The organism is Amycolatopsis decaplanina DSM 44594 (assembly GCF_000342005.1).
Taxonomy (GTDB): Bacteria; Actinomycetota; Actinomycetes; order Mycobacteriales; family Pseudonocardiaceae; genus Amycolatopsis; species Amycolatopsis decaplanina.
Map to the genome: position 1 here is coordinate 280,893 of NZ_AOHO01000071.1, position 17,808 is coordinate 298,700.

The 17,808-nt window shown below is 70.4% G+C and carries 12 protein-coding genes; 5 read left to right on the plus strand and 7 right to left on the minus strand.

Annotated features, from left to right (window positions below; translation table 11 throughout):
• The first annotated feature begins 42 nt into the window (after positions 1–42).
• On the plus strand, positions 43–1,251 hold the full coding sequence (locus tag H074_RS29625) for an alpha/beta hydrolase family protein (protein WP_007033760.1): 1,209 nt from the start codon (positions 43–45) through the stop codon (positions 1,249–1,251).
• On the opposite strand, the gene H074_RS29630 is transcribed toward H074_RS29625, so the two are convergent.
• From H074_RS29630 to H074_RS29640, 3 genes are read right to left on the minus strand one after another with little or no spacing between them, the layout of a single operon-like run.
• Positions 1,235–3,928 (minus strand): bifunctional acetate--CoA ligase family protein/GNAT family N-acetyltransferase, encoded by a 2,694-nt coding sequence (locus H074_RS29630; protein WP_007033761.1) that lies wholly within the window; start codon positions 3,926–3,928, stop codon positions 1,235–1,237. The two genes, H074_RS29625 and H074_RS29630, sit on opposite strands and share 17 nt — an antisense overlap.
• Before the next feature lies 1 nt (position 3,929).
• On the minus strand, positions 3,930–5,102 hold the full coding sequence (locus H074_RS29635) for an acetoin utilization protein AcuC (protein ID WP_007033762.1): 1,173 nt from the start codon (positions 5,100–5,102) through the stop codon (positions 3,930–3,932).
• A 56-nt stretch (positions 5,103–5,158) separates the two neighbouring features.
• The gene (locus tag H074_RS29640; protein WP_039923623.1) at positions 5,159–6,007 is read right to left on the minus strand and encodes a sulfurtransferase; all 849 of its coding nucleotides are present in this window, start codon (positions 6,005–6,007) and stop codon (positions 5,159–5,161) included.
• Positions 6,008–6,115: 108 nt separating this feature from the next.
• Here H074_RS29640 and H074_RS29645 point away from each other — a divergent pair, with 108 nt between their 5' ends.
• The 3 genes from H074_RS29645 (at position 6,116) to galE (ending at position 9,264) form a co-directional block, all read left to right on the plus strand.
• Positions 6,116–6,835, plus strand: a complete 720-nt coding sequence (locus tag H074_RS29645) for an iron-dependent transcriptional repressor DtxR (RefSeq protein WP_016332755.1) — start codon at positions 6,116–6,118, stop codon at positions 6,833–6,835.
• A complete protein-coding gene (gene galK / locus H074_RS29650) occupies positions 6,832–8,013 on the plus strand; it encodes a galactokinase (protein WP_007033765.1) in 1,182 nt (393 codons plus the stop codon). Before H074_RS29645 ends, galK begins: the two co-directional genes overlap by 4 nt.
• A 297-nt stretch (positions 8,014–8,310) precedes the next feature.
• Positions 8,311–9,264 carry a UDP-glucose 4-epimerase GalE gene (gene galE, locus H074_RS29655; RefSeq protein WP_085941038.1) on the plus strand — a complete coding sequence of 318 codons (954 nt, stop codon included), beginning with the start codon at positions 8,311–8,313 and terminating at the stop codon, positions 9,262–9,264.
• Here galE and H074_RS29660 read toward each other — a convergent pair.
• The 3 genes from H074_RS29660 to H074_RS29670 form a co-directional block, all read right to left on the minus strand.
• A complete protein-coding gene (locus tag H074_RS29660) occupies positions 9,239–10,303 on the minus strand; it encodes a DUF4192 domain-containing protein (RefSeq protein ID WP_007033767.1) in 1,065 nt (354 codons plus the stop codon). The genes galE and H074_RS29660 overlap by 26 nt on opposite strands.
• A gap of 150 nt (positions 10,304–10,453) precedes the next feature.
• Positions 10,454–11,308: a M23 family metallopeptidase gene (locus tag H074_RS29665; RefSeq protein WP_007033768.1), complete on the minus strand. Its 855-nt coding sequence runs from the start codon at positions 11,306–11,308 to the stop codon at positions 10,454–10,456.
• 154 nt (positions 11,309–11,462) lie between these two features.
• On the minus strand, positions 11,463–13,274 hold the full coding sequence (locus H074_RS29670) for a Xaa-Pro dipeptidyl-peptidase (protein WP_007033769.1): 1,812 nt from the start codon (positions 13,272–13,274) through the stop codon (positions 11,463–11,465).
• Positions 13,275–13,356: 82 nt separating this feature from the next.
• Between H074_RS29670 and H074_RS29675 the strand changes: the two genes are divergently transcribed.
• Entirely contained in the window at positions 13,357–14,922 is a 1,566-nt protein-coding gene (locus H074_RS29675; protein ID WP_007033770.1) for a DUF4139 domain-containing protein, read from the plus strand.
• Between the two features lie 37 nt (positions 14,923–14,959).
• Here the strand turns inward: H074_RS29675 and H074_RS29680 are convergent, their stop codons facing one another.
• On the minus strand, positions 14,960–17,626 hold the full coding sequence (locus tag H074_RS29680; RefSeq protein WP_007033771.1) for a winged helix-turn-helix domain-containing protein: 2,667 nt from the start codon (positions 17,624–17,626) through the stop codon (positions 14,960–14,962).
• Positions 17,627–17,808: the final 182 nt, after the last annotated feature.

A 17,808-nucleotide genomic window follows, 5' to 3' on the forward strand; every position in this document is an offset into this window, starting at 1 on the left:
TCCCGATGTCCCGGCACCGTTCCGCTGCCTACGTTCGGTGCCATGAAACGAACCCCGCGCCGGATCGGCGTCCTCGCCACCGCTCTCGCCCTGCCCGCCGTCCTCCTCGCGCCGTCCGCGTCGGCGGCCCCCGTACGGTTGAGCCTTCCCGCGCCGACAGGCCCTTACGTGGTCGGCACCACTGATCTCCACCTGATCGACCACTCCCGTCAGGACCCGTGGGTTCCCGGCCTCGCGCGGGAACTGATGGTCACCGTCCGGTATCCGGCACTGCCGAGCAACAAGCCGAAAGCGCCGTACATGGCGCCGGGTGTCGCGAAGGTGGTGGCCGAAGGCGACGCCGTCAAACTGGGCATGGCGGCGGATCAGCTCGACTACCGGTTCCCCACCCACTCCCGGATCGGCGCGCCCGCGATCGGCGGCAAGCGACCTGTCGTGCTGTATTCGCCCGGCGGCACCTTGTCGCGTTCGCATGGCACCACGCACCAGGAACAGCTCGCGAGCGAGGGTTACGTCGTCGTGGCCATCGACCACACCCACGAAGCGGAAGCGGTCGAGTTCCCCGGTGGCCGCGTCGCGAAGAAGGCCTTGCCGCCGTCGAGTATCGAAGTGTCGAAGAGGGTGATCGAGACCCGCGTCCAGGACACGCGCTTCGTCCTCGATTCACTCCGCCTGACCCAGGTCGGCATGTTCGGCCACTCCGCCGGCGGGTTCACCGCGGGCGAGACTATGGTCACCGACCGGCGCATCGTCGCCGGGGCGGACCTCGACGGCAGCATGGCCCACTCGCAGTCGCAGCGGATCTTCGGCCGCGTCGCCGACGAGGGGCTGGACCGGCCGTTCCTGCTGATGAGCGCCGGCGACCACAGCGCCGCGTCGGACGCGTCCTGGCAAAAGTTCCTCCGCAATCAGCGCGGCTGGACCCGCGAGGTGCGGCTACCGGACGGCGAGCACTTCAGCTTCACCGACTACCAGACGCTGTTGCCGCAATTGGGCAACGCCCCGGCCGCGTTCGTCGGCACCATCGATCCGGCGCGGAGCGTCGCCGAACAGCGAGCCCGGCTCTCGGCGTTCTTCGGCAAGACCCTGCGTCACGCGGCCCTGGGCACCACGGCGCGGCCGCTCTTCCGCACGCGATCCACGACCATCTCGATCCCGGCCGATATCGCCGCGTTCGCGGGCCACGACACCGAACTCGCGGCCCGCTCACCCCAGGAGTGGGATTCGACCGAGCTCAGGCAGGGGCGTTGATCGGCCGCAGCCGCCGCGGCCCGGTGTCGGGACGGGACGGCGGCGGGCCCAGCACGATCCGGGCGTTGGCGACGAAAGCGCCGTCCGGGGAGGCCAGGATCGGGTCGAGCGTCATCGAGCGGACCTCAGGATTGTCCTCGGCCAGCGCCGCGACGCGTAGCACGATGTCCTGGAGCGCGGCCAGATCCGCCGGTTCGTCACCGCGATACCCGGTGAGCAGCGGCGACGTCCGCGGTTCGCGCAGCAGCGTGGCGGCGTCGACGTCGGTGAGCGGGACCGCGCGGTAGGCCCGGTCCCCCAGCAGCGTGCTGACCAATCCGGAGAGACCGAACGACACGAGCGTGCCGAACGACGGGTCGTCCTGCAGCCCGATCACGCACGAGATGCCCTTCGGCGCCATCCGCTGGACGTAGACCTCGTCGTCACCGGAGATCTCCCGCAGATCGAGGTACGCCCGGCGCACTCCGTCCACAGAGGACAGATCGAGCCGCACCCCGGCGAGGTCCGGCCTGCCGCGCAGCCGTTCGTCGACGGCCTTGAGGGTGACCGGGAATCCCAGGTCCTCGGCCGCTTTCACCGCTTCGTCCGCGGACGTCACGACCCGGAACGGGACGACGTCGATGCCGTAGCAGCCCAGGAGCCGGACCACGTCGTCGTCGGAGAGCAACGTCGTCTTGCCGTCCTCCGCCGCCAGCAGTTCGCCGACGATCACCTGCGCCTGCTCGGCGTGCAGTCCGGCGGGACGCACCAGGTTGCCCTGTGGCCGCTGCCGCCAGGCGGCGTAGCGCACGACTCGCGCGAGCGCGTTCACCGCGCGTTCGGGGCTGGGGTACGACGGGACCGAACCCCGCGTCGGGACGCCGTCCTCGGACAACACGGCCAGTTCGTCCGGCACCCCCTCGACGGCGAGGAAGGTCGACACGATCGGCTTGTTCTTGTCCATCTCGACGACGGCCTCCCGCAGCGCGCGGGCGTAGGCGGCGCCCGGGATCGCGAGCGGCGGCACGAAGACCACGACGAGCGCGTCGGTCTCCGGCGAGTTGAGTGCTTCGCGCACGGCGGCGGCGAATTCCTCCGGGCTCGCCTGCGGCCCGACGTCGACCGGGTCGGCGGTCAGGCGGAGGCCGTGCGCCCGCGCGGTGTCGGCGGCGAGCAACCCGATGGCACTGGAGTTGCCCACGATGGCGATCCGCGGCCCGGCAGGCAGCGGCTGATGGGCGAAGACCAGCGCGGTGTCGAAGAGTTGCGCGAGCGTGTCGACGCGGACGACGCCCGCTTGTTCGAACAGGGCCTGGACACTGGACTCGTCGACCTCCGCCGACGTCGCGGCGAGCTGCGGGCGGACGGCGTGCCTGCCGGATTTCACCGCCACCACCGGCTTCGTCCGCGCCAGCCGCCGCGCGAGGCGCGCGAACTTGCGCGGGTTGCCGAACGATTCCAGGTACAGCAGGACGAGGTCGGTCGCCGGATCGGTCTCCCAGTACTGGAGCAGATCGTTGCCGGAGACGTCGGCCCGGTTCCCCGCCGAGACGAACGTCGAAAGCCCGAGACCGCGCGCCTCGGCGTCGGCGAGGATCGCGGTTCCCAGCGCGCCGGACTGGCAGAAGAACCCGGTGCGGCCGCGTGCGGGGAGACGGGGCGCGAGGGTGGCGTTGAGCCGGACCGAGGCGTCGGTGTTGAGCACGCCCAGCGCGTTCGGGCCGACGACCCGCATCCCGTGCGCCCTGGCCTCCCCGACCAGCCTCAGTTCGGCGTGCAGCCCGTGCGGTCCGGCCTCGGCGAACCCGGCCGAGACGATCAGGAGGGTCTTGACCCCTTTGGCCAGCGCACCGTCCAAAACGGACTCGACGGCCTCGGCGGGCACGGCGACCAGCGCGAGGTCGACGGCGTCGGGAATGTCCACGACGGACGGATAGGCACGGACACCGCGGACGGACTTGTGCTCCGGGTTGACCGGGTAGACCGTGCCGGCGAAGTCGGCGCTGAGCAGGTTGGTGAGAGCGACGTAGCCGATCTTCGTCGGATCGGTGGACGCGCCGATCACCGCGACCGACTTCGGGTGCAGCAGGTTGTGCACGCTGCGCGCCTCGGCGGCCTGTTCCCGGGAACGGGCGACCGCGAGCGACTCCTCGGTCGGGTCGATGTCGAACTCCAGGTGCAGCACGCCTTCCTCGATCTCGCGGCTGACCTGGTAGCCCGCGTCACGGAACACGCGGACCATCGCGGCGTTCTCGGCGAGTACTTCGGCGACGAAGCGGCGCAGCCCGGATTCCGACGCGGCGGCGGCAAGGTGCTCCAGCAGGATCGACCCGAGTCCCCGGCCTTGGTGTGCGTCGTCGACGACGAACGCGACCTCGGCCGACGGTCCGTGTTCGAGCCGTTCGTACCGGCCGACCGCGACGATGTCGTCGCCCAGCAACGCGACGAAGGCGACCCTGTCGTGGTGGTCGACGACCGAGAACCGTTCGAGGTCCCGCTGCGGGATCCGCGGATAGGCGCCGAAGTACCGGAAGTACCGGGTGCGTTCGGACAACCGGCCGTGGAAGGCGACGAGCCCGTCGGCGTCGCTCGGGATCACCGGGCGCAGATGCACCGTGCCGCCGTCGGAGAGCAGGACGTCGGCCTCCCACTCACGCGGGTAGTCGTAGGGGTCGCGCTTGATGTCCTCACTGGCCATGTCAGTCCCTCGGATCGTCCGGATCGAGGCCGTGCAGCGGGAAGATCGCGCGGCGGGTGTCGCGGATGGCGATGTCGACCGGTTCGTCCTCTCCGTCTCCCCACGGGACGAACACGGTCTCGCGGCCGTCGGACATGCCGGCCGGGATCTCGGCTTTCGGCGCCGCCCTGGAGATCGACGCGACCCAGTTCGGCGGCAGCGCCGTCGCCGGGTCGACGTCGCGGTCGAGCACGGTGGCGAGCAGATGGGTCCAGGACCGCGGCACCACCCGGATCAGCTGGTAGCCACCGCCGCCCACGGCAAGCCAGCGGCCGCCGGCGTGCGCCTCGGCCAGTTCACGCAGCCGCCGGTAGATGGCGCGATGGCCGTCCACCGAGAGCGAGAGGTCCGCCAGCGGGTCTTCCTCGTGCGAGTCGACGCCGCATTGGGTGACGAGGATCTGCGGCCGGAACTGTTCCAGCAGCGACGGCACCACCGCCTCGAACGCCCGCAGCCAGCCGCCGTCGCGGGTGCCGGGCGGTAGCGGCAGGTTGACCGCGGTGCCCTCGGCCCCGCCCTTGCCGATCTCCGCCGAGTAGCCCGTGCCCGGCCACAGCGTGAACGGGTGCTGGTGCAGGGACACGGTCAGCACCCGGGGGTCGTCGTAGAACGCCGTCTGCACACCGTCGCCGTGGTGGACGTCGGTGTCGACGTAGGCGACGCGGTCGAAACCGTGGTCCAGCAACCACGAGATCGCCACCGAACAATCGTTGTAGACGCAGAAACCCGACGCCTTGCCCGGCATCGCGTGGTGCAGCCCGCCCGCGATGTTCACCGCCCGGGTCGCCTCGCCCTCGGCGATCTTCCGCGCGGCCAGCAGCGTCGAGCCGACGACCAGTGCGGAGGCCTCGTGCATCCCGGTGAACACCGGGTTGTCCTCGGTGCCGAGGCCGTGCGCGAAATCGGCACCGGTCATCGGCGCCTGCCGGACGGCCTCGATGTACTCGCCGAGGTGCACGCGGCGCAGCTCGTCTTCGGCCGCCCGGCCGGGGACGAGCAGTTCGACCCCGTCGAGCACGCCGAGTTCGGTGGCGAGCCGGATGGTCAGTTCGAGGCGCACCGGGTTGAACGGATGCTCGCCGCCGAGGTCGTAACCCAGCAGCGAGGAGTCCCATACGACGGCCGGTGCTCGCATAGTGCGAACTCTAGTGCCCGGAAGCGGCTCGTGCGGCGTTCCGGACCGCCCGCGGGTCAACCCGGCAGATCCCCCGTGGCCACCGGGCGCTCCGGATCACGGGACCAGTGCGACCACGAACCCGCGTACAGCGCCGCGGGCGCGGGGTGACCGGCGACCTCGAGCGCGAGCACGACGGACGAGGCGGTGACGCCCGATCCACAGTAGACACCGACCGGGGTCTCCGGGGTCACGCCGAGCCCTTCGAAGCGTTCGGCCAGTTCCGAGGCGTCGCGCCAACGACCGTCCTCCCCGAGGTGCCCGGAGAAGGGCGCGTTGACCGCGCCGGGGATGTGCCCGGCGCGCGGGTCGATCGGCTCGGTCTCCCCCGCGTACCTCGGCCTCGCCCGGGCGTCGAAGAGCAGCCCGTCCCTGGCGAGCTCGGCGGCCTCGGCCGCGTCCAGCACCGGCATGCCGCCGGGCTTCACGACGATGTCGCCCTCCGCGGGCGAAGGGACCTCGTCGGTGAGCGGGCGCTCTTCCTCGGCCCAGGCGGCGAACCCGCCGTCCAGCACGGCGACCTCGGCGTGCCCGGCCCAGCGCAGCAGCCACCACGCCCTGGCGGCGACCGACCCGTCCGAGTCGTCGTAGACCACGACCGGGTGACCGGCGCGGACCCCGGCCGCCCGCAGGTGCCGCTGCAGTGTTTCCGGTTCGGGCAGCGGATGGCGGCCCCCGTCACCCGGCTCCCCGGCGAGCGCCGTGTCGAGGTCGACGTACACCGCGCCCGGGAGATGTGCCTCACGGTAGGAGTCGGCGCCGGGCGGGCCGGCGAGGCGCCAGCGGACGTCGAGGACTACGGAGCGTGCCGATTCCGGCCCGGAGAGCCGCGCGGCGAGTTCGCTGGTGGTGATCATGGGGCGCATGCGCCCATCTTTCCGTGCCTCACGGCTCCATGCCCAGCTTGGGGGACTTTTCCCGCCTCGGCGCTTGTTCTCCCCACGCCTGCGTCGCTGTCAGTGCCAGCGACTACGATGAGCAACGCGGACGAAGGGGACAGCGTGAACGATCTCATCGACACCACAGAGATGTACTTGCGTACCATCTACGAGCTCGAAGAAGAAGGGGTCGTCCCGCTGCGGGCCCGGATCGCGGAGCGGCTGCAGCAGAGCGGCCCGACAGTGAGCCAGACCGTCGCCAGGATGGAACGCGACGGGCTGGTCGTGGTCGCGGACGACAGGCATCTGCAGCTGACCGAACACGGTCGCGAACTCGCCATCGCGGTCATGCGCAAGCACCGGCTGGCCGAGCGCCTCCTGGTCGATGTCATCGGCCTGGAGTGGGAGCACGTTCACAACGAAGCCTGCCGCTGGGAACACGTGATGAGCGAGGCCGTCGAGCGCAAGCTGGTCAAACTGCTCGACCACCCCACCACGTCCCCCTACGGCAACCCGATCCCGGGGCTGGACAAGCTCGGCGACGGCGATCCCGCCCCGCCGGCCGAAGCCGACCTCGTGCGTCTCGACGAGTTCGCCCGCATGGGTGGCGGCGAGGTCGAGATCCGCCGTATCGCCGAGCACGTGCAGCTGGACGAGACGCTGATGACGGAGCTCAAGTCGGTCGGCATCGTGCCCGGCAGCCGGGTCAAGGTCGGCAAGACGGCACCCGGCGGGACCATCGAGGTCACCGGCGGGAGCAGCACCGCCCAGGTACCCGTGTCGGCGCTGCACGCCGTGCTGGCGCAGGCCAGGTGAGCGCCGCGTCCGACGCCGCGGAGACCTTCCGGACCCTCCACGGCCGGGCTCCGGCAGGGGTCTGGTCCGCGCCGGGCCGGGTGAACCTGATCGGCGAGCACACCGACTACAACGACGGTTTCGTGCTGCCTTTCGCCCTCCCGCACCGGCTCGCCGCCGCGGCGACCCCGCGCGAGGACGGTGTGCTGACCGTGGCCACCCTCGGCTCGGACGGCAGGGTTCAGGAATCCGGCCCGCTCACCATCGCCGATCTGCGGCCAGGCTCGGTCGAAGGGTGGGCCGCGTACCCGGCGGGGGTCGCGTGGGTCCTTCGTGACCAGGGCCTCGGCGGCGGCGCGGACATGGTGATCGCGGGGGACGTGCCCTCGGGGGCGGGACTGTCCTCCTCCCACGCGCTCGAATGCGCCGTCGCGCTCGCACTGCTGGGGCTGGCGGGCATAACACCGGGGACCGGCGAGGGTTCGCCGAGCCTGCGCGAGGTGGCCCGCTGGGTGCAGCGTTCGGAGAACGACTTCGTCGGGGCGCCGACCGGTCTGCTCGACCAGACCGCTTCCCTGTGCTGCACGGAATCGAACGTGCTGTTCCTCGACGTCCGCTCCGGCGAGATGGAGCAGGTGCCGTTCCCGCTGGAGGAATCCGGCGTCCGGATCCTGATCATGGACACCCGCACGAAGCATTCGCACGCCGAGGGCGGCTACGGCGAACGCCGGCGGGGCTGCGAGCGCGCCGCGGAACTGCTCGAGGCGAAGGCGCTGAGGGACATCGGCGTCGACGGGCTGGACACCGCGCTCGCCAAGCTTCCGGGCGAACTCGTGCCGCTGGTGCGCCACGTGGTGACGGAGAATCAGCGCGTCCTCGACACCGTGAACCTGCTGCGGGCGGGCCGGATCACCGAGATCGGCCCTCAGCTGAACGCCTCGCATGTGAGCATGCGCGACGACTACCGGATCTCCACCCGTGAACTCGACCTCGCCGTCGATTCGGCCCGCGAGGCCGGGGCGCTCGGCGCGCGGATGACCGGCGGCGGCTTCGGTGGTTCGGCGATCGCGCTGGTCCGCGAGTCCGATTTGGACGTCGTGGGGCGAGCGGTGAAGGCCGCCTACGAAGCGGCGGATCTGCGCCACCCCAGGCTGTTCACCGCCGTGCCATCGCGTGGCGCCGGCCGCGACGACCTTTAGCCCGGGGTAAGACCGAGGTGTCCTGAGGTCGGACCCGTGCCGCCTAGGCGTGATTCGTGTGTCCGGGGGCGGAACACGCGTGCTTGGAGACCGAACATGCGTGTTCGGAAGGCGAACACACCGGGGCCGGATTCCGCACCGCGTGTTCCAGCCCGGCACACGCGTCTTCCGTCCTGACGCCCGCGTCCGCACCCCGGGACACAGCGGGCGCCCGGGGGCGAGGACACTGGGCCGCGACCGCATCCGCAGCAGAAAGGCGCGAACGTGACCGACGAACCGACCAAGACCCTGAAGCTGATGGTGACGGGCGGAGCCGGTTATGTGGGCAGCGTCTGCGCGGCCCGCCTCATCGAGGCCGGGCATGACGTCACCGTGGTCGACGACCTCTCCACCGGGCACGCCGACGCGGTGCACCCGGACGCGACCTTCATCGAGGGCGACGCCGCCGAGGTCGCCCAGCGCCTGCTCGGCGACGGCTTCGACGGTGTCCTCCACTTCGCCGCCAAGTCGCTGGTCGGGGAGTCGATGACGGACCCGGCGAAGTACTGGGAAGGCAACGTCCTGACCTCGCTTCGCCTGCTCGAAGCGATGCGCGACCACGGCACGAAGCGGCTGGTGTTCTCCTCCACCGCGGCCACCTACGGCGAGCCCGAGTCCTCCCCCATCCCGGAGACGGCGCCGACGCAGCCGACCAACACCTACGGCGCGACGAAGCTGGCCATCGACCACGCGATCACGTCGTTCTCGCGCGCCCACGGCATCGCCGCCGTCAGCCTGCGCTACTTCAACGTCGCCGGCGCCTACGGCTCCTTCGGCGAACGGCACACCACGGAAACCCACCTGATCCCCCTCGTGCTCCAGGTCGCCACCGGGGACCGCGAACGGATCCAGATCTTCGGTGACGACTACCCGACAGCGGACGGCACCGCCATCCGCGACTACATCCACGTGGTCGACCTCGCCGACGCGCACCTGCTGGCGCTGCGCCACGCGGCCGACGGCGAACACCGCATCTACAACCTCGGCAGCGGCACCGGTTTCTCGGTCCTCGAGGTGATCGAGGCGTGCCGCCGCACCACCGGTCACGAGATCCCCGCCGCGGTCGCGCCGCGCCGGGCGGGTGACCCGTCGGTGCTGGTGGCCTCCAGCGAGCGGGCGGGCGACGAACTCGGCTGGAAGCCCGAGCGCACCGACCTCGACGGCATCGTGGCCGACGCCTGGGCGTTCACCCGGTCCCGCCAGAACGCCTGAGGCTGATCTCGGGCGTTCCTTCGGCTCGCTGCCGCAGGACCACCTCGGCCACGTCGGACGGCGGCACCATCGCGTCCAGAGCCCTGGCCAGCAGCTTCGTCAGCCCGTGCCCAGGGTCGGCTTCGCCGGCCCTGACCAGGGCGATCCCGGCGGTCGCCATGTCACCCCGGAGATAGGCGGCGTGCGCTTTCAGGGCGAGCGCCTCGGCTGCTTCGGGTGCCGGGAGTTCCCGGGCCAGGGTGAGCCAGAGGTCCTCCGCCGTGCGGGCGAGCGGTGAGTCCGCGGGTGCGGCGGTGAGCATGCAGGCGCCCCGGACCTCGACCAGGGAAAGCGCCCAGGCCAGCCGGACGGCCTGATCGTCGGTGATCGCCGGATCGCCGCCGTCCGCGCGGGCGAGCGCGGCGTTCACCTCGGCGACCGCCGCCTGGACGAGATCCGGGCCGTTCCACGGCGGATCGGCCATCCTGGTGAGGAGATCGGCACGTCTGGCGAGCGTCTCCGGCGAGACGGGGTCGAAAAGACGCTCGAGCTCCTCCCGGCTCGCGCGGGTGATCTGCCCGGCACCGGTGACGATCGCGGCGGCCACCGAGTCGCGCGGGTCCGGCAGGAGACCGCCACAGGTCTTTTCCCGGTAGCAGCCCCAGCGCACCTCGGCGGCGATGCGCGGCGCCCACACCGGATGCATCACCGGGATGCCGTACTCGGCCAGCGAAGCTTCCAGGCGCCGGATGAACCGGCGGCGCGGTGGCCGTCCCGCCTTGTTCGCGGCGCCACCGCCGACCACCGCGACGGTGGCGCCGGTGTGGCCGGTCAGGGCGAGCCTGCCCGCGAGGTCCCGCGCCTGGTCGTGTTCCAGGCCCGACGGCGGCAGGTCCACGCGCATGATGAGGCCCTGCCGTTTACGGTCCGGGCCGCGCATGCCGAAGACGACGACGGAGTCCTCGGGGTGGAACCCGAGAAGGTACGGGATCGCGGCGAGCAGGTCCGCCGGATCCTTCAGATCGACCTTGGTCCTGCCGGTCGGGGTGGATGTGGTCATGCCCCCACCCTGCGGCGGGAATGGGGCCGCTGGGTGGGGGCGGGACACATCTGTGGACAGCCGGGACCGTTGTGGACAACCGCCGCGGGACCGATCGCGGGGACACCGATCCTGTCGGTGGGGTGGTTTACAGTGCCCGGCCCCGCGGGGTCAGCCGCAGTGTTCGAAGGGGCTCTCGTAGGCGTTCGACCCGACCGAGCCGCCCCACTTGACGCAGGTCGAGGCGGCCGTCTTCTTCACCGGTCCGGCGTAGTAGGTGAAGCTGCCGGAGTCGGTCACGCGAGCCGAACCCTGGACTTCGAGGAACGCCGAAACCGGCGAAGCGGTGCCGAGCGAAACCGCCTTCAGCGTGGTGACGCAGTTGGCCTGGGTCGAAGCGTTGTAGAGCAGGTACGCCGTTCCCGAACCGTTCGCGAGCCCCTGCGAGTCGACGACCGAGAACCCGCTGCCGCACACCTCGGTGGCCTCGTACGGGTTGCCACCGCACGAGTTCTTGCTGGTGAAGTCGGTGTGGCCGTAGTACGGCACCGCGACCCCGTTCAGCACCGCCTTCTGCACCACTCCGTTGAGCCGCTCTTCGAAGTGCAGGTGAGGACCGGTCACCCCGCCGGTCGCCCCGGCGGTGCCGATCTGCTTGCCGAGGCTGACGGCCTGGCCGACCGAGACCGACTGGGTCGACAGGTGGGCGTACCGGGTACGCCAGCCGCCACCGTGGTCGATCTCGACCCAGCGCCCGTAGCTCGTGCTGCCCTCGTTGGCGACCCGGGTGACGGTGCCGCCCGCGGACGCCAGCACCGGCATCCCGGTGATCCCCGACTTCTGGAAGTCGACCGAGTTCGCCGGGCTGTGCCCGCTGAACGTCGCCGCCGTGACCGTGACGCCGCATTTGAAGGGGACCTGGAAGTTCGGGGCGGCCGACGCCTGCGTCGTACCGGCGAGGGTCAGGCCGAGCGCGGGAAGAACAGTGGCCGCGGCGAGCACTGCGAAACGGCGCAACCTGGACATGGAGACCTCCATCAGGTGGGGAAGCCGGACGGGCGGTAGCAAAGCCGGGGGAAATACATTTTCCGTACAAGCCCGAGGTCGGGTCGGCGTTTTCCACCCGAAACGCCGGGTGCCACGTCCCGCGCGGGACGTGGCACCCGGAGTGCGGACCTGCTCAGCCGAAGGCGGCGCGCAGCGCGGGCTTGCCGCCCGCCACCGGCAGCACCAGTGAAGTGCGGTTCAGCTCGACCGAGACACCGGCGCCCGGCTTCGGCCGGAGCGTGTAGTCGTGATCGCTGGAGGCCACCAGGAACTCGATCTTGTGCCCGGCCGCGAGCAGGTAGTCCTTCGCGACCAGTTCCACCTCGACCTTGTAGTTCTCACCAGGGGTGATCGGGTCGGTGCGGGCGGGGTCGCGCCGGTTCTGCGGATCGGTCCAGCCCCGGGTGATCACCTTCGCCGTCCCGTCCGGAGCGCGGTCGAGGAGCACCGCGGTCACGTTCGCGGCCGGCCTGTCGAAGGACAGCGACAGGTCGGTCTTCACGGTTCCGGAAAGACGCACGGGCTGCTTCGCCGCGGTGGTCGAGTACAGCAGGCGGTTGCCCGACGAGGCCGCGTCGGCCAGCTGTTCGATCGTCTTGCTCGCGTCGTCGGCCAGCTTCTCGACGGCGGCCTTGCCCGGAACGGGGTTGCGCGTGTCGAGCTTGCCCTTCGAGGAACCACCGGGCCACGGGTAGAGCTTGACATCCTGGGTCCCGGGCAGCGGCCACTCCGGCTCGTCCACCCACGACTTGTCCTCGCGTTGGATCGTCGCCTTCGGCTCACGCTCGATGCCGTTATCGATGCCGTAGAGGTAGTGCGACATCCACTTGTTCAGCGTGGCGAGCCAGACGTCGCGGCGGAGGCTGTACGGGTCGGCGTGCCCGGCCTGGTGCAGCCAGATCTTGTGCTCGACGCCGCGCGCCTTGAGCATTTCGTACCAGCGGGTGCCCTGGTCGGTCTTGACGTTCCAGTCGCCGAGGCCGTGCACCACGAGCACCGAGGCTCGCACCTTGTTCACGTCGTTGCGGTAGTTCCGCACATCCCAGAAACGACTGTAGTCACCGGTCACCCGGTCCTGGTCGACGGCGATACCGTCGATCAGCGGGCGGCAGACGGCGCGATCCTGGCGGGTGTAGACGTAGTCCGCGAGCACGTCCGCGTCCTCGCCCTGGAATCCGCCGGCCGCGACGACGGCGCCGTCGTTGCGGTAGTAGTCGTACCAGCTGGAGATCGCCGCGATCGGGACGATCGTCTCCAGCCCTTCGACACCGGTGCTGGCCACCGCGTTGGGCAGCGTCCCGTTGTAGGAGACGCCCGTCATGCCGGTCTTGCCGGTGCTCCAGTCCGCGACCGCGGCCTTGCCCGTCGCGTCCCGCGCCGTCGCGCGGCCGTTCAGCCAGTCCACAACGGATTTCGCGCCGATGGTCTCGTTGACGTCGCCAGTGCTGGGGCAGCCGGTGGACTGGCCGCTGCCGAGCGACTCCCCGTACACCACGGCGAAGCCGCGAGCGGTGAAGTAGTCCTGGTAGCGCCAGCTGATCGGCGCCGCGTTCGGGCCGACGGTCTTCGTCGCGATCCGCGGGCCCGCGGGGACGCGCTTCGCGCCGGGCACGTAGAGCTCCACGTCGACGTTGTGGTTCGCGACGTCATTGCCGCCCGCGTAGTACGGGCTGGCCTGGTAGACGACCGGGACCTTCATCCCCTGCTGGGTCGCGCGGGGCCGCACCACCTCGGCGTGCACGAGATCGTCCTTGCCGTCGCGGTCGCTGTCGACCGGCGCGGTGACCCAGACGTTCTCCCGGATGACGTCCGCCGGGTCGAACACCGGTTGCGCCTGGCCGTCCTTGAAGACCGGCGTCGGCGGAGCGTCGGCTTGGGCGGGCAACGCCGTCGCCGGAAGGACCAGGACAGCGGTGAACAGGGCGGCGAGCCTGGCGACTCTCACAGGACCCCCAAAGGCGGGCGGGCAAGACGCAGCTGAGGTTTCCGGCCACCCGAACAGGTGTCAAGAGACTAACGTCGGAGGCATGCCGAGCACCCTGGAAGCACCGATCGTCGCCGTCACCGTCTACCCGCACCACGCCCGGATCACGAGGCGGGCTTCGACGGGCCTCGACGGGGAAACGCGCTTCGCCTTCGCGGGCCTGCCGTGGAACCTGGACACCGATTCGGTCCGCGTCACCGGTTCCGGTCCGGCGGTCATCGCCGGGGTCGACGTCACCGTCGAACGCCATCCCGCGCCCGCGGACGTTTCCCTGCGCGCGCTGACCGAGCGGCGGCGGGCCGATCAGGCGGTGGTCGACGAGGTCGCGGACGCCGTCGCCGCGGAGACCGCGAAGGTCGATCTGCTGACAGGGTTGGCGACGCGCAGCGGGAAGAGTTTCGCGAAGGCGCTCGCGGCGGGTACGGCGGAACCACCCCGGGTCGCCGAAGTCACCGACGCGCTCGGCACGCAACTGGCCGAGGCGCTGGGGAAACGGCGCGAACTCGGCATCCGCCTCGCCCGGCTCCGTGACGATCTCAAAGCGCTGGACCGCGAGATCGAGGCGAAACAAGGCCTGTCCGAAGTGGACAGCGCGACGGTCACGGTCGAGCTGGAGAGCCAGGAGGACGGCGCGGAGATCGGCCTCGAACTGTCCTATGTGGTCGCGAACGCGAGCTGGGAGCCGGGTTACGACGTGCGCGTCCGCGGCGAAGACGTCTCGGTGACCTGGTACGGGCGGATCACCCAGCACACCGGTGAGGACTGGCCGGAATGCGAGCTGGCCCTGTCCACCGCGCGGCCGGCGAACACCGTGGAGGTACCGGAACTCGAACCGTGGTTCCTCGACCGCGTGCGGCCGGCCCAGCCGTTGATGGCGCGCGCCGCGTACGGCAGCGCGTCACCCGCGGGTGGCGGGATGCCGGAGTCGGTGGGCATGCCGGCGCCCGCCGCGCCCGCGATGGCGGTGCGGACCGCGTCCGTCGAGCAGGGCACCACCGCGGTCACCTACCGGCCCGGACGCCCGGTGGCGGTGCCGTCGGGAGCGCAAGGTCACCGCACGACGCTCGCACAGCTGGAACTGACGGCGAAACTGGGCTACATCACCGCTCCGGCGGTGTCACCGGAGGCGTTCCTGCGGGCGACCGTCGTCAACACTTCGGAGCACACGCTGCGGCCGGGGAAGGCGTCGGTGTTCCACGAGACGGAGTTCGTCGGCACCACGCGGCTGGACGTCTGGGCTCCGGGCGAGGAACTCGAACTCGCCCTCGGCGTGGACGACCGGATCCGGGTCGACCGGGAACTCGCGCACCGCTCGGCGAGCAAGGCGGCGCTGTCCGGCGTCCGCAAGCGGGAAGCCGCCTACAACACGACCATCAGCAACCACAGCCCGCGCGAAGCCGTCGTGACCGTGCTGGACCAGGCTCCGGTCTCGCGCGACGAGGCGATCACGATCCGGGAGGTCAAGGCCGTGCCGGAGCCCGTGGAGCGGACCGAGCTGGGCGAGTTCACCTGGAGGCTCACGCTCGCTCCGGGCGCGAAGGCCGTCGTGACCCTCGGATACCGGGTGGACGTCGCGAAGGGGGTCGAACTGTCGGGGTGGCGGGAGTAGTCCGCCGATGAACGGCGACGCCGTCGGGCGACCGAACTCACAGCAGGCCGCGTCGGCGTGCGGCGACCACGGCGTCGCGGCGGTGGTTGACGCCGAGCTTCCGGTAGATGCCGCGGAGATGGGTCTTGACCGTGTTCACCGACACGAAGAGCGAATCGGCGATCTGCTCCGTGGTGCGCATGGACGGTAATTCGGTGAGGAGCTCGAGCTCGCGTGAGGTGAGCGGGTCGACCGGGGCCGCGGAGCCGGCCGGTAGTGCCTGCAGCACGGCGCTCGCGAACTCTTCGGTGCGCCCGAACCTCCCGGTGCCGCGCACCAGGAGTTCCCGGATGTGCTGCCCGGCGTCGTGGAAGGGCCGTAGCGCCTGTTGGGGTGCCGCGAGTTCGAGTGCATGACCGACGGCGTTGTGCGCCTGGTTCTGTTCACCGGCTTGGTCGGCGAGAACGGCTTCGAGGAGCCAGCCGTCGATCAGGGTCCGCGCCACCAGAGGCCTGGTCTGGCATTCGATGACCGGCTGCAGGCGACGGCGTGCGGCGCCGGTCCTGCCGCGGTGCATGTGCACGAGCGCGGTGAGCAGCGCGTGCTCCGCATAGGGGCTCAGCAGGTGCCGATATCGTTCGGTCACATCCGCCGCCCAGGTGGGTTCTCCGACGCGCAGGGCCAGTCGTTGTTCGATCGGAGCCGTGCAGGCGACGAGCCACGGAGCACTCGGTTCCGCCGCGAGCCGTTTCCGGTGACCACGCAGCGTTTCGACGACCGCGTGCGGATCGGCGGTGAGGTCGAATTCGACGGCGGCGCTGAGTGTCACCGTCAGCATTTCCGCGGCCGGATCCACGGCCGTGGGCGAAAGGTGAGTCGCCAGTGCGGAGAATCGGCGGGCGCTCTCCTGGTCGAGCCTCTGATAGGCCGCCAGCCCGAGAACCGTGTACAAGAACGCGGTTCGCGCGGTTTCCTGCCAGCCGCGTGAACGTGCCAGCTCGAGGGCGGCACTGGTGTGCACCGCCAGCCCGGCGAGATCACCCTGTACGCAGGCGATGGCCGCGAGGTGGATGTCGCACTGCAGAGTGACGGCGTCGCGCCGCTCCAGAGTGGCCATCCGCAGCGCGCGTTCCAAATCGAGAGTGGCGTTCGAGACGTCGCCCAGCCACAGGGCCGCGATCCCCCTGCTGGCGAGGGCCAGCAGGTCGAGGTCGAAATCGCCGGAATCGCCCAGGCCCGTGGCGCGGAGTTCGGCGAGCGCGTTGGCCAGTTTCCCTCCGTACCTCGCCCGGTAGAGGACGGCCACGGCGCTCAACGCGCGCAGACGCCCGGAACGAAGCGGCTGCGCCGAATTGTCGACCCTGCCGAGGTATCGGTCCGCGGTCACGAGGTCATGAGAGTCGAGGGCGACGACCGCCGCGGTGAGCGCCACCTGAGGCCGGGCAAGGATGTGCTCCGGCATCGCGCCAAGCAACGTGTGCAACCGCGCTCCCTGTCCTTTGAGGACGGTCTGCAACCCGAACCGCTGGATGTACCGGGTGACCTGTTCTTCGTCCTGCGCGGCGATACTGTGCTCCAACCCGGTGAGCACGTCGCCGGAGTCGGTGAACCATTCGGCCGCCGAGCGGTGGAGCCTGCGATAGGCCCGCGGGTGACGGCGAGTCAGTTCGGCACGCAGATAGTCGCGAAGCAAGGGGTGGCAGCGGTATCGAGGACAGTCTCGGCCGTGCCGGGTGACCAGCGCATTGGTACGGGTGAGCATGTACAGGATCTGCCCGGAGTTCTCCTGCCCGGTCAGCCGGGTGGCCAGCTCGGGGGTGACTTCAGGGCACACCGAGGTACTCAGCAGGAACTCGCGGATGTGCGCGGGCTGCGGGCCGAGGATCTCCCCGGACAGGTATTCGGCCAGCAGACGGTCCTCACCGGTGAAGGCTCGAATCGCACCGCGGGCGTCCGATGTGGCCGCCAGCGAAAGGGTGAGGAAACGCAAGCCCGCCGCCCAGCCTTCCGTTCGTTCCATGATCTCGTCCAAATCCGCCTTCGTCAGCGCGAGGTTCTGCCTGGCGAGCAGTCTTCCGGTTTCCTGCTCGGTGAAGTTCAGCTGGTGCGCCGTGATCTCCCGTAGCCTGCCTTCCAGCTGGAGCCGGGGCAGGATCAGCGGTGGCGGGAACCGGGTCGCGATGACGACCCGCACCTGGGAGGGCAGGTAGCGCAGGAGCATGTTGACGTTCTTGACCGCGTCCGGCGCGGACAGCTCATGTGCGTTGTCCAGCACCAGGATCACCGGCCGCGAGAGCCGGTCGCACAAGTCGACGAAGGCAGCGATGCGTTCGTGGGCGGAAGCGTCCCGCGGCAGTGCCGGCTCGGAGAGCACATCGTCCTCGACACTTCGGCCCAGCGCGCCGAGGATCGACGACCACAGCGAAAACACCTTGTTGTCGTTGGCGTCCAACGAAATCCACGCTACATGTTCGCCGGTGGCGTGGCGGCGTGCTCTTCGCCGAAGCCAGCTGCCGAGCAGCACGGTCTTGCCGGATCCCGCTGGTGCGTTGATCAACGTGACGCTGGGGGCTTGACCGCTGGTGGCCCGATCGAGGACGTCCAGCAAACGGTCCCGCTCGAGGATGTCGCAAGCGGGCGGCGGTGGTGGTGCGAGTTTCGGTGACGGCACCACGACCGGTTCTTCGTCGCGGGTACCCGGTTCCGCACCTTTCGCGGGGGTCATTGGCCGGCGCATGGCATCACCGCACTGGAAATGACATGCCAGGCGAAGGCAAAGATGCGGAAGGTCCCGGTAAAGGCGAAGGCGAGATAGGAAAGAACAGCGTCCGCGGTCCCTGATGACCGGCCGGCCCCCGGTCGTGCCGAAAGAAACAGCACGAATGTCATTCCCACCAGGACGAGTCT